This is a genomic window from Rhizobium leguminosarum (assembly GCF_010668065.1).
GTDB classification, from domain to species: domain Bacteria; phylum Pseudomonadota; class Alphaproteobacteria; order Rhizobiales; family Rhizobiaceae; genus Rhizobium; species Rhizobium leguminosarum_S.
Genome location: NZ_WUEN01000002.1, coordinates 755112 through 767636, shown reverse-complemented (window position 1 = coordinate 767636; position 12525 = coordinate 755112). Strand labels below are relative to the sequence as shown.

The window sequence follows — 12525 nt, the reverse complement described above, 5'->3', positions numbered from 1 at the left end:
TGGACCACGCCCGTGACGAGACTTGATGTCGAAAGCGCCGAAGAGGCAATGCGCAGCCTGTTTCCGGCAACGCCGCTGCAGCTCAACGATCATCTGTCGGCCCGCTACGGAGCCGATATCTGGCTGAAGCGCGAGGATCTGTCGCCGGTGCGCTCCTACAAGATCCGCGGCGCCTTCAATTTCTTCCGCAAGGCGATCGGGCAGGGTGCTGCCGGCAAGACCTTCGTCTGCGCCTCGGCTGGCAATCATGCCCAGGGCTTTGCCTTCGTCTGCCGCCATTTCGGCGTGCCGGGCGTCGTCTTCATGCCGGTGACGACACCGCAGCAGAAGATCGACAAGACCCGCATGTTCGGCGCCGAATTCATCACCATCCGGCTGTTTGGCGACTTCTTCGACCAATGCTACCAGGCCGCCCGCGAACATGTGGAGGCGATTGGCGGCGTCATGGTGCCGCCCTTCGACCACGCCGACATCATCGAAGGCCAGGCGACCGTCGCCGCCGAAATAATGCAGCAGCTGCCGGAGGGAACAGTGCCGGACATGGTCGTCCTGCCGGTTGGCGGTGGCGGACTGGCCGCCGGCATCACCGGCTATCTCGACGGCACCGTGCCGAAATCGGCTTTCGTCTTCACCGAGCCCGCCGGTGCGCCGAGTCTTAAGCGCAGCATCGAGGCGGGCGCGGTGACGACGCTTGCCAAGGTCGACAATTTCGTCGATGGCGCTGCAGTGGCGCGGATCGGCGACCTGAATTTCGCCGCTCTTCGTGAGTTCCCGGCCGAGCAGGTGCAACTCATGCCGGAGAACGCCATCTGCGTTACTATTCAGGAAATGCTGAATGTCGAGGGCGTCGTGCTGGAGCCGGCCGGTGCCTTGTCGCTGACGGCGATCGCCGCGATGGACGGCCAAGCGATTCGCGGCAAGACCATCGTTGCTGTCGTCTCCGGCGGCAATTTCGATTTCGAGCGTCTGCCTGACGTAAAGGAAAGAGCCATGCGTTACGCAGGGCTGAAGAAATACTTCATCCTGCGGCTCGCCCAGCGCCCCGGCGCGCTCCGGGATTTCCTCAATCTGCTCGGCCCTGACGACGATATCGCCCGCTTCGAATATCTGAAGAAATCGGCGCGTAATTTCGGCTCGATCCTGATTGGCATCGAAACCAAGGCGCCTGAGAATTTCGCTCGGCTGATCGGAAATTTCGAAGCAGCCGGCATGGGTTACGAGGATATCACCGAAAACGAGATCCTCGCCAATCTGATCATTTGACTTGGCGACAGCGATACGGTCGTGCTAAAGGCGGAGCATGGCTTCGTTCATTTCAAATATCTTTTCGATGTTCTCCGGCGGCGGCAAACCGGCTTCGGAGGCGGCAGGCCCTTCCGGCGAGCCGCAGCTTTACGGCGATTGCACGATCTATGCCGAGCCGCGCAAGGAAGGCGGCCAGTATCGCCTTGCCGGCCGCATCGAAAAGAAGGTTGGCGACGAGGTACTGGTGCGCAATTTCATCCGCGCCGATCTGTTTTCCTCCTCCGATGACGCGCTCGAATGCACGGTGCGCAAGGCGCAGCAGATCATCGATCAGCATGGTTCGTCGCTCTTTGGCGACGGCGAGAAACTTCGTCAGGTTTGAAATAGATACCGCCGGACAGGTATTTGATGCCGGCCACAATTATTCTTGTTTTTCAATCGCCTGATCTGGACGTCCATCGGCGAGCGATCCTGCTCACGCAATCTTAAAGGATTGCGGTGAAAGGTATCGCCTGCAGGATTTGCGGGACGCCCTCGTGTTTGACTTTTTCGGACGATCGACCAAAGGATCCGCTGTCGCGATCGTCGCGCCGGCAGGGTGCTGGGGGCTGATGTCCGGAGCCGAGGTATTGTGATGGAGACACTCAACCTCGCTCTCTTCGTCGTCGAAGCCATCGCCTATTTCGTGCTGATGGTGACGCTTCTGCATTTCCGTCACCGGCTCGGTCTCGGGGTTTTCCTGACGGCGCTCGGCGTCATGCATTTCATGGAGACCTATCTGGCGGCGGTCTTTTACGTCTCGCTGCCGTTCGGGGATGTGTCGCCGGGCTCATCCGTCTTCTTCTCCGGCAAGCTGATGATGATCCTGATGCTTTACCTGCAGGAAGATGCCGCGACGGTGCGCCAGCCGATCTATGGTCTTTTCCTCGGCAACCTGCTCACCGTCGGTATTGCCTGGGTGCTACAACTGCACCAGCCGCTGCAGATATCGACCAACCACACACCCGATGTCGATTTTCTCAAGGAGATGGGCTGGCTGATGGTCTGGGGCACGGCGCTGCTCTATGTCGATTCGCTCGGCATCATCCTGCTCTACGAAAAACTCGGCGATTTCTTCCGCCGCCGCGTCGTCCTGCGTTTCCTGATTTCGGGCTTCGTGCTGCTGACCTTCGACCAGATCGGCTTTTTCGCCGCGCTGCATTACTTCCTGGATGTGCCGATCGCCGCATTCTGGGGCGGATGGAAGGCGAAAATGCTTGCCGTCTGCCTCTACGCGGCGATGTTCGCATTCTATGAATATCGTATTCGCCGTATCGGCGCAGCCGGGTCCGCACGTTCGATCAGCGACGTGTTCGGTGACCTGACGTTCCGCGAGCGCTACAACGATCTTCTGGAGCGCACCGGCCGCGACATGCTCACTGGTGTCTACGATCGGACGCGCATGGAAATGGAAGCGCCGCTGATGCTGCTCGAGGCACTGAAGCAGGGGTCATTCGCCACCGTCCTCATTATCGACGCCGATCACTTCAAGGATGTCAATGACGGCTACGGCCATCTCCAGGGCGACGAGGTGCTGAAGGCGATCGCAGCCCGATTGGGCACGACGTTGCGCTCGAGCGATCGCGTCTTCCGCTTCGGCGGCGAGGAATTCGTTGCCGTCTGTCCAGGCACCGACCACGAGGAAGGTCTGCTGCTTGCCGAGCGCCTGCGCTGGACGATCGCGACCAGCGTCAAGACGCCGGATGACACGCCGATCACTGTCAGCATCGGCGTTGCGACTGCCGACGAGGACGGCGTCGATTTCACCGCCGTGCTGACGGCTGCCGACGGCAGGCTCTATGCAGCCAAGAAGAGCGGCCGCAACTGCGTCGTCGGCCGCTCGGGCGTGGTGAAACTCAGTTAGCCCGTGGCTCGGGCTGACCCAGTTAACCCGACCAACTCAGTTGGCCCGGCTGGCCTCGATTGAGGCTCTTTCCCCGTTTGGCTGAACGCGGCCAGCCCGTAGGTATTCCTCGTGAATTCGTATCGATGCTGATGGTGCGCAAGGCTGCGGACTTCGGGAGCCGCTTCCTAACGTCGATCGATGCAGCGCGTCGGTCGGGGATGTTGAAGATGTTGCTTAAATCGAAACATTTGTCTGCCTATGTATGTATTTTCAATACGTTATGAGCAACATAAAAACGGCTTGTTCGCAAAATTCAAACGTGATCTCCATGGCGGAAATATCCCAGATGAGTTTTCCTGCGAGGGGCGCGGAGACATGAGTGATTCAATTGCACGGAAGAAAGTCGATGGCGGCGAGTTTACCGTTTTATGTATCGGCGGGTTTCTTCTTTCGATCGCTTATGGCGTGACCTTTCTGATCCCGGTGCTGGTTGGCCAGCGTGGCGGCGACGAGGCGCTGGCCGGCCTGATCATTTCGGCTGCGACTGTCAGCACCGTCATTCTCGTGATCCTGTCCGGCCACATCGCGGATGCCATCGGCTCGGCGCGGGCGGTGGCTGTCTCGGGATTGTTTCTTGCCGCGTCAGCGCTGGGATTTGCCATGGTACCCTCAGCTGGGCTGAGCCTGATGGCGGTCGGTTTCATCCTCGGCATAGGCTGGGGCACCTTCTATGCGCTCGGACCCATTCTGGTCGCCGCGATCGTCGAACCCGAACATCGGATCAGGTTTTTTGCTCTGCTTTCGGGATCGATGATGTCGGGCATCGGCGCCGGACCGATCGTCGGCCGCATTGCCACAGGCTGGTCGATGCCGATCGAGGCGGCCTTCGGATTTGCGTTCCTTTCCAGTCTCGCCGGCGGTGCGCTTTACTTTTGGCTCCACCTCCGGCTGACCAAGGCCGGCAAAATCCTGCCCCATGTCAACAAGATCTCGTTTGGCGCAGCGCGTGAGGTGATCGGTTCGCGAGCCATGTATTCCATCACTATGGTCGGCATCGGAGGCGCGATTTTTGGTGGGTTGTCCAGCTTTCAAACCAGCTACGCCAAGGCGCATGGGTTCGATTACTCCCTGTTCTTCATCGGCTTCATGTCCGCCGCAATTCTGAGCAGGCTGTTCGTGGCGGGATATGTGGTCAAGAAAGACCCACTCTATTCGCTTGTGGTCCTGACAAGTCTGACGCTGGCATCGATCGTGCTGTTCCTGATGCTGACATCAAATCAGCTTGCCTATCTGGGAGGCGCAGCGATGCTGGGGGTGGGCTATGGCTTGACATATTCCGTCATCAACGGCCTGGCGGCCAATGAGGCTCCCGCCGGCCTTATGCCTCAGTCGCTTTTGTTATTCTCGCTCGCCTATTCCATCGGCGTCTTCGGCTTTCCACTGATCGCCGGCAATCTGATCGTTTCCTCCGGCATCCAGACCATGCTCTGTGTCTTGCTCCTGCTTGCCGTCCTGAATTTGGCAATCGTCCTCTTTCGTGTTGCCCACCGTGCAACGCAAGAACGAAACAAAGCATCCGTAAGAGACAATACAAGCACTCTATGACGGGTGACCGAGGTCGGCGAGGGGCCGGGCAAGTTTGACCTGCCCAGCCCGGCTCACTCAGGCAGCGCGGAAGATCTTGGCGCCGGATGGCGCACTCGTCATGCCGCCGTCGACTGTGATCTCGATGCCGGTGACATTGGCCGAGTCATCCGAGGCCAGATAGAGCGCCGCCTTGGCGATTTCGTCGGCTTCGCTCATGCGGCCGAGCGGGCTCATGCCGCCGATGCGCGCTTCGAGCGCCGACATCGCATCTTCTGTCTGGGCCATCGGCGACCAGATCGGCGTCTTCGTGCCGCCGGGCGTTACCTGATTGACGCGGATGCCGCGCGGCGCGAGCTCGGATGCCATATTGCGCGTCATTGCCCGGACTGCCGCCTTGGTCGCCGCGTAGGCCGACCAGCCTGGAGCGCCGAGCACGGCATGCACCGAACCGTTGAGGATCACCGAAGCGCCGTCATTGAGATGCGGCAGGGCTGATTGCACGGTGAAGAAAACCGCCGTGAGATTGGTGCTGATGATCTGGTTGAACTGCTCTGGCGATGTCTCGCCGAGCGGCGTCGCGCCGCCGATGCCGGCATTGGCGAAGACGATGTCGAACTTGCCGACCTTTCCGGCGGCTTCCGCAAACGCCTTCTCGGTGGCGGCGGCATCGGTGACGTCGACCTTCAGCGCCAGCACGCCGGCGCCGAGCGCCTTTTCGGCAGCCGCGAGCGTTTCCGGGTTGCGGCCGGTGATCACCACCTTGGCACCCTCGTCGATGAAGACCCTGGCGGTCGCAAGACCGATGCCGCTGTTTCCGCCGGTAATCAGGGCGATCTTGTTTCTTAGACGCATGATTCATGCTCCTCTTGGAATTGGCAACGATCTGGATTATGATCGTTATCTACAAGGATTATGATGATAATCCACATGAGTCAAGAGAAGCATGATGCCGAAAAGTGTAAGCGGCTTTCGGCCGACATCATGCTCATTCGATTGGTGCCGGGGAGATGTCCAATGGGGCGTTCGCAGTTGGAGAAACAAAAGACGCACGAGAAGATTGTCGAGATCGCGTCGAAGCGGCTGCGCGAGGAGGGGCTCGAAGGTATTGGCGTCGCCGACCTGATGAAGGAGGCCGGACTGACCGTCGGCGGCTTCTACAAACATTTCGCCTCCCGTGACGATCTGGTTGCCGAAGCGATCCAGTCCGCTTTCGATTCATGGGGGCGCAAGCTGGAGGCCGAGGGGGTGAACCCGGCGGAGATGACGGCTGCCGATGTCGCCGATCGTTATGTCAGCGCCTATCACCGCGACAATCCCGGCGAGGGCTGCCCTTTCGCAGCGCTGACCTCCGATATATCCCGCAGCGGCGAGAAGGCGCGGGGGATCGCGACGGACGGGCTCCGGCGCAATTTCGCGTCATTGGCGAGCAAGGCTGCGGGAGCGGACGAACGGGAAAGGCGCCGCAAGGCGATCATGGCCTTCGCGATGATGGCCGGCGGCGTCGGCCTTGCCAGGATTTCGTCCGATGAAGAACTCTCGGCCGAAATCCTGGCGACAGTCCGGGATTTTGTCGCCGATATCGACAAATGAAAAACGGCCGGCAAAGGCCGGCCGTTCCATGGAGCGTCGACGAGTCGATCAGGCGGCCAGTGCGATTTCCTGGACGCGCGACTTGGCGGCGTCGATCGCCTTTTCGGCAGCTTCCGGACCAAAGGCCAGGCCTTCGACATAGATGGTCTCGATATCGCTGATGCCGAGGAAGCCGAGAACCGACTTCAGGTACGGCACGGCATGGTTCAAAGCGGCGGCCGGCCCCTGCGAGTAGACACCACCCGAGGCGAGCACCACATAAACCTTCTTGCCGGTTGCGAGACCAACCGGGCCGCTTTCCGTGTATTTGAAGGTCAGGCCGGCGCGGGCGACGTTGTCGATCCAGGTCTTCAGCGACGAATAGATGTTGAAGTTGATGAGGCCGGTGCTGATGACGATCGTGTCGGCGGCGAGCAGCTCGTTGACGAGTTCGTCGGAAGTCTCGACGGCTGCGGCTTCCTCAGCGGTACGGGCCTCTGCCGGCTTGCGGATTGCGCCGGTGAAGAGGTCATCGATGTGCGGCAGCGGGTTGGCGGCAAGGTCGCGGCGAACGACGACGCTGCCCGGGTTCTGGCTCTTCAGCTTTTCGGCGAGATCGACGGCGATCGGCGTCGAGAGCGATTCGGCACGCGGGCTGGACGTCAGAAGAAGGATGGACGACATGGTGCATTTCCTTTCGAATGGGATTTGACGGCCCGTTGCTGGGAGGTGAGCCGCAGTCTCGATGAGGAAAATAGGTCTGGCCTGCTATCGAAAAAACGGTGATAATGTCGATCGAAACTATCGATGGAATGGATAGAAGATGCTGCCAAACCCCACTCTGGACCAATTGCAGGTGTTTCTGACCGTTGCCGAGACCGGCAGCTTCTCGGCCGCTTCGCGGGCGCTGAACCGTGCCCAATCGGTCGTGAGCTATACGATCGCCAATCTGGAGGCACAGCTCGAAGTCCCGCTTTTCGAGCGCTCCGGCGCGCGTCAGCCGAAGCTGACGGAGGCGGGCAAGGCGATGCTGGAGGATGCGCGGCGCATTCTGGGCGATCTGCAAGTCATGCGGGCGCGCGTCAAGAGCCTGAGGGAAGGGCTCGAAGCGGAGGTTTCCGTCGCCATCAGTGTCATGGTGCCTTCGCGAGCCCTGGTGGACGTCCTCCGCGAATTCCGGGAGATGTTTCCATCCGTTTCGTTAAGCCTCAATGTCGGTGAGCTCGGAATGGTCATGGATCTCGTCCTCAGCGGCAAGGCGACGATCGGGATTGGCGGCGCGGTCGTCAAGCAGGACGATTCGATTGTCACGGAGCGGATCGGTCATTCCTTCATGTTGCCGGTTGCCGCCCATAACCACCCGCTTGCCGGGATCGGCCGGCCGCTGACGCTCGGCGACGTCCGCGAGGAAGTGCAACTCGTCGTCACCGATGCGTCGGGACGGACGAAGGGGCGCGATTTCAACGTTCTCTCCTACAAGACATGGCGCGTCAGCGATATTGCGACGAAGCACCAGCTCATCAAGGCCGGCCTTGGCTGGGGCGGCCTCCCGGCTTCCGTGATTCATGACGATCTGACGAGCGGCAGGCTCGTTCATCTCGATCTGGATGCCTACGAACAGGGGGAGTATCCCATATATTCGGTCCGTCAGCTCGCCAACCCGCCCGGACCTGCCGCCACCTGGATGATCGACGCGTTCCGCACGCGGCTTTCCGCCTGCCCGAGCCAAGCCGATTTCCATGCTCAGATAGCGGAACTGCAGGACGCTGGTACGCCGCTCGCGGCCGAATGACGAAGGCGCGGGTGCCGCGCCTTCGCTGATATTGTCTTCCGCCTAAAGAACCAGCCTGAATTTCGAGAAACCGTCGGCCCCTTCGCCGGCATCCTCGATCTTGACGCTCTTCACCTCGGCGAGGAACTGCTTCGCCTTCGGCCCGCTCTCGAAGGTCGCGGTCGTGCCCGGGAGCGGCTTGAAGGTCCAGTTTGCGTCGGCCGACGGATTGATCGTGCCCTGATCATGGATATAGCGGACGATGACGTCGCGGTTGGTATCCGGTGCCTGGAAGATCACCTTGTCCGCGGTGATCTCAGGGAAATTGCCGCCGCCGCCGGCGCGGTAGTTGTTCGAGACGACGACGAACTTCTGGGCCGGGTCGATCGGCTTGCCGTTGAAGGCGAGGTTCTGGATGCGGTTGGCGTCCGGATTGATCGGCTTGCCGGACGAATCATATTTCGGCGGCTGCGACAGGTCGATCTGGTAGGTGACGCCGTCGATCACGTCGAAATTGTAGGACGGAAAATCATTGTTGAGCAGCGCCCCATCCTTCGAGCCGGCCTCGATGTGATTGAACATGCCGGCCGACATTTCGAGCCAGTTCTTCACCTGTGCGCCGGTAATGGCAACGGCCTGCACCGTGTTCGGGTAGAGATAGAGGTCGGCGACGTTCTTGATGGCGATATCGCCGGCCGGAACATCGGTATAGTAGTCGGCGCCGCCGCGACCGCCGGCCTTGAAGGGGGCCGCCGCCGAAAGCACCGGCAGATCCTTGAATTCGGTGTCGGCGAGCATCTGCTTGATGTACCAGGTCTGCGCTTGGCTGACGACCTGTACCGAGGGATCGTCGGCGACCAGTGCGAAATAGGAATAGAGCGGTGCGGAGGTCTTGCCGACCGGGGTGCGGACATAGGCAAGCGTCGCCTCATGCTCGGCCTTGGCGGCCTCGACCACATCCTTCTTGTCGGCGTAGTCGGCAACCACCTTCTTCTTGTCGTCGCGATGGAAGATCGGCCGTGCTTCCGAGGTGAAATCGACGATCCTCCAGCTATTGCCGTCCTTTTCGAGCAGCAGGTCGATAAGGCCGAGATGTGAGCCCCAGAAGCCGGCCATCACGGCGGGCTTGCCATGCAGCGTGCCCTTGACGGGATCGGCATTGGCCACACCGTCCCAGCTCTTCGGGCCGGGGAAGACGAGATGCTGGTGGCCGGTGAAGATCGCGTCGATCCCGTCGACGGCGGCGAGATGCAGCGAGGCGTTTTCCATCTTTTCGGACGGTGCGCTGCCGTCGATGCCGGAATGCGAGAGCGCAATGACGATATCGGCGCCGGCTTCCTTCATGGCGGGAACCCAGGCCTTGGCGGCCTCGACGATGTCGCGCGTCTGTGCCTTGCCTTCGAGGTTCTTGATGTCCCAGAGCATGATCTGCGGCGGTACGAAGCCGATGAAGCCGATCTTGACGGGGCTCTCATTGCCGGCACCGTCCTTGATCTGCTTTTCGACGATGATGTAGGGCTTGAAGAAGAGGTCGTCCTGCTTCGGGTCCGAGGCGAGATGGCCCTTGGTCAGGTTGGCGCAGACGAAGGGGAAGTTTGCGCCTGCCAGGACCTTGAACATGAAGTCGAGGCCGTAGTTGAACTCGTGATTGCCGAGCGTGCCGACCGTATAGCCGAGCGTGTTCATCGCCTTGATTACCGGATGGACGTCGCCGTCCTTCATGCCGTGCTGATAGGCCATGTAATCGCCCATCGGATTGCCCTGCAGCACGTCGCCATTGTCGATCAGCAGCGAGTTGACGGCCTCTGCGCGGATCGCGTCGACAATCGTCCCGGTGCGCGACAGGCCCATCGTGTCGTTCGGCTTGTCGGCATAATAGTCATAGGGGAAGACGTTGACGTGAATGTCGGTCGTTTCCATCAGCCTGAGATGCGCCTGGTTGGCGCTGGCGCGCGCGCTGAAAGGGTGCAGCAGCACCAGGGCGGAAGTGGCGGCGAGGCCGCCGAGCAGGGAACGGCGGCTCATCGCGCCAACATCGAAAATGGAAGACATGGAAATTCTCCTAATAGGGATCATGCATCGTCCGGCCCGTCAGAATTAGGACGATTTGCCGAGGAGTACACCGTGAAAATGACAGAACGGCAAAACAATCCAGCGGGAAAGCAGCATGGTCGTGAAATGCAATTTATGGTACAGTGGTAATAGCTGGAACCATTGGGGAGATGGCATTATGAACAAGGTCGTTATCGCTTTGGTCGGAGGTTTCGGAGGCATCGCACCCAGTCTGGTCGACAAGGCGCAGGCGCTCTACAGCGGCGATGTGGAGAAATGGCTGACGACGACGGCAAACCCTTGGATCTCGGTTGCCTGCGCGCTTGCCGCCATCGTCGTCTTCTTCATTATCGGCGGCGCTATCGCCCTGATCTATCGCGAACAGCAGTTGCAGAAGGCGCTTCTTCTTGGCATCGGCGCACCGGCTCTGATCATGGCCGCTGCACAGGGGAGTGCAGCCAACCCGAGGCCGATCGAGGTCAGCTCGGCCGCCAGCCTGTTCGGCATCGTCGGCGTCGCCCATGCTCAGGACGGCACTCGCTCCCTGCCGCCGCGGGTCGAGTTGAAGGTCAATCCCGGCTGGACGCAGGGCGAATGCCAGACCTGCGATATCAAGTTCCTCGGTGGAGACGGCCAGATCATATCAAGCGAGCCGCTCTCCAGCAGCCAGGCGCCCGGCGCAGTCAACGTGCCTCTCGGCACGGAAACGATCCTGCTGTCTGGCTCCAACGCCAATACCGCCACTGTCGACGTCAGGGACCTCGGCGCCAGGCTGCCGCAGACGCAAGGCTCGGTCACTCTCGACGTCAACGTCAACCGCAGCTACTGGAACGATCTCAGCCGGTCATTCGGCGCAAAGGCCGTGCAGCCTTACGATTTCAGCGTCGACGTTGCCAAATGAGCCGTCCGGTCGCTATTGGCGCCGGCTTTGGCCAGTTGGCGTACCGCCAGCACCGGTCGCATCTCCTTATGGAAAAACCGGAAATAGGAGGAAATCTGCGCCCGCGCATTCGAATTCACGTCGAACTGGATGCCGACGCGGCCATTATGCTTCCAGCGGATGATGCCTTCGAGCAGCCCGAGGTTTTCGGCCTCGATGCGCACCTTGCTGCCTGAGGCGGCATGGAGCGGCCCCTTCATCTCCAGGGCGGCACCGGTTGGCGATAGGTCGAGGATGCGGGCATCCACCTGGCTGTTCAGATATTTGACATGGCCGAACACGCGGCAGTTTTTCCGATCAGTCTTCCGGGCCGTGATTTTCAAGTTGCGGGTCATACGGTCTCCCTTGGTATACCGAGGGAGCATAGCGCCGGAAAATTGAAATGGTTTTAGGGGCTTGGCTAAAATTGCAGTGAAACATCAATTGGCAGCAGTGGCCCTGCTTCCGACCACATGCTCGCGCCAGACCGTGAAAATGCCCGCGGCAACCACGATGATCGAACCGATGATCGTGTTGAGACTGAGCGTTTCGTCATAGACCGCCATGCCGATGACCGAGGCGTAGACAAGTGACAGATAGGTCAGCGGCTGGACGGCGGCGGCATCGAGAACATCATAGGCGCGGATCAGGAAATAATGGCTGGAAATGCTGGTGACGCAGACGAGCGCCATCCAGCCCCAGTCGCCCGACGACATCCAGCTCCAGTAGAACGGTCCGATGAGCGTCATCGTGACGCCGCCGACGACGCCGGTATAGAAGAAGCTGGTCATCGACGAATCGTCGCGGCTGACAAGACGGGTGGCGATGACGTAGAAGGCGAAGTTGAAGCAGGAAATGACGGCGAGAAGCAGCTTCACGTCGAAAAATTCGCCTTCCGGCTTCAGGATCAGCAGCACCCCGAAAAGTCCAGCGCCGATCGCTGCCCACCGCCGCCACCCGACCCGCTCGCCGAGGATCGGCATCGCCAGCAGCGCGATCAGGATCGGCGTCGCGGAAAAGATCGCCTGTGAACGGGCAAGGCCGATCATCGCAAAGCAGGTGATGGCCAGAACCACCTGGACCGCAAGCAGCACGCCGCGGGTCACCTGCAGGAGAGGGCGTTTGGTGCGCGCCGTCGCCTTGATGCCGCCGCGCATCTTCGAAGCGAGGATGATCGTGAAAAGCGCAAAGGCCCAGTAGCGGATCATCGTCACGAAGATTGGCGGATAGGCCGTCGCCAGATGTTTCGAGATAGCATCTTGCAGGGAGAAGATGGTGATCGCCAGCAGCGCGAAAATATAGCCTTGGGTCTTCGATGTCATGATTTGCCATTACTGCGTAATTTCACCCTTAAATCGATTCCGATTTAAGGGTGAAATTACGCAGAAGTCCAAAATGTTACAGCGTCCTCTGCACGTCTGAAAAGACGCGCGGCGCTGTAGTGGGGGAAACGCCTGCGCGCATCGAAAGTCTGGGCAGGCTTTCGGCAAAGATGCA

General features: G+C 60.3%; 12 protein-coding genes. 7 read left to right on the top strand and 5 right to left on the bottom strand.

Features of this window, described 5'->3' with window-relative positions; translation table 11 throughout:
* Positions 1-12 precede the first annotated feature (12 nt).
* The 4 genes from ilvA (at position 13) to GR198_RS08250 (ending at position 4735) form a co-directional block, all read left to right on the top strand.
* Positions 13-1263, top strand: a complete 1251-nt coding sequence (gene ilvA, locus GR198_RS08265) for a threonine ammonia-lyase (RefSeq protein ID WP_029873017.1) — start codon at positions 13-15, stop codon at positions 1261-1263.
* 37 nt (positions 1264-1300) lie between these two features.
* The gene (locus GR198_RS08260; RefSeq protein WP_003538786.1) at positions 1301-1627 is read left to right on the top strand and encodes an HlyU family transcriptional regulator; all 327 of its coding nucleotides are present in this window, start codon (positions 1301-1303) and stop codon (positions 1625-1627) included.
* Between the two features lie 249 nt (positions 1628-1876).
* Positions 1877-3148 carry a GGDEF domain-containing protein gene (locus GR198_RS08255; protein ID WP_029873018.1) on the top strand — a complete coding sequence of 424 codons (1272 nt, stop codon included), beginning with the start codon at positions 1877-1879 and terminating at the stop codon, positions 3146-3148.
* Between the two features lie 357 nt (positions 3149-3505).
* The gene (locus tag GR198_RS08250; protein ID WP_029873019.1) at positions 3506-4735 is read left to right on the top strand and encodes an MFS transporter; all 1230 of its coding nucleotides are present in this window, start codon (positions 3506-3508) and stop codon (positions 4733-4735) included.
* A 57-nt stretch (positions 4736-4792) separates the two neighbouring features.
* Here the strand turns inward: GR198_RS08250 and GR198_RS08245 are convergent, their stop codons facing one another.
* A complete protein-coding gene (locus GR198_RS08245) occupies positions 4793-5569 on the bottom strand; it encodes an SDR family oxidoreductase (RefSeq protein WP_029873020.1) in 777 nt (258 codons plus the stop codon).
* A gap of 162 nt (positions 5570-5731) precedes the next feature.
* Between GR198_RS08245 and GR198_RS08240 the strand changes: the two genes are divergently transcribed.
* Positions 5732-6307, top strand: a complete 576-nt coding sequence (locus GR198_RS08240) for a TetR/AcrR family transcriptional regulator (RefSeq protein WP_164068215.1) — start codon at positions 5732-5734, stop codon at positions 6305-6307.
* 48 nt (positions 6308-6355) lie between these two features.
* On the opposite strand, the gene GR198_RS08235 is transcribed toward GR198_RS08240, so the two are convergent.
* Positions 6356-6970 carry an FMN-dependent NADH-azoreductase gene (locus tag GR198_RS08235; protein ID WP_029873022.1) on the bottom strand — a complete coding sequence of 205 codons (615 nt, stop codon included), beginning with the start codon at positions 6968-6970 and terminating at the stop codon, positions 6356-6358.
* Between the two features lie 139 nt (positions 6971-7109).
* Between GR198_RS08235 and GR198_RS08230 the strand changes: the two genes are divergently transcribed.
* The gene (locus GR198_RS08230; protein ID WP_164045536.1) at positions 7110-8078 is read left to right on the top strand and encodes a LysR family transcriptional regulator; all 969 of its coding nucleotides are present in this window, start codon (positions 7110-7112) and stop codon (positions 8076-8078) included.
* A 42-nt stretch (positions 8079-8120) separates the two neighbouring features.
* Here GR198_RS08230 and GR198_RS08225 read toward each other — a convergent pair whose 3' ends face one another.
* Positions 8121-10109 (bottom strand): bifunctional 2',3'-cyclic-nucleotide 2'-phosphodiesterase/3'-nucleotidase, encoded by a 1989-nt coding sequence (locus tag GR198_RS08225; protein WP_164068213.1) that lies wholly within the window; start codon positions 10107-10109, stop codon positions 8121-8123.
* A 178-nt stretch (positions 10110-10287) separates the two neighbouring features.
* On the opposite strand from GR198_RS08225, the gene GR198_RS08220 reads away from it, so the two are divergent.
* The gene (locus GR198_RS08220; protein WP_029873025.1) at positions 10288-11010 is read left to right on the top strand and encodes a hypothetical protein; all 723 of its coding nucleotides are present in this window, start codon (positions 10288-10290) and stop codon (positions 11008-11010) included.
* Here GR198_RS08220 and GR198_RS08215 read toward each other — a convergent pair.
* Together GR198_RS08215 and GR198_RS08210 are read right to left on the bottom strand one after the other, a co-directional pair.
* A complete protein-coding gene (locus GR198_RS08215; protein WP_029873026.1) occupies positions 10980-11384 on the bottom strand; it encodes a PilZ domain-containing protein in 405 nt (134 codons plus the stop codon). The genes GR198_RS08220 and GR198_RS08215 overlap by 31 nt on opposite strands.
* Positions 11385-11468: 84 nt before the next feature.
* Entirely contained in the window at positions 11469-12350 is an 882-nt protein-coding gene (locus GR198_RS08210) for a DMT family transporter (protein WP_029873027.1), read from the bottom strand.
* Positions 12351-12525: the final 175 nt, after the last annotated feature.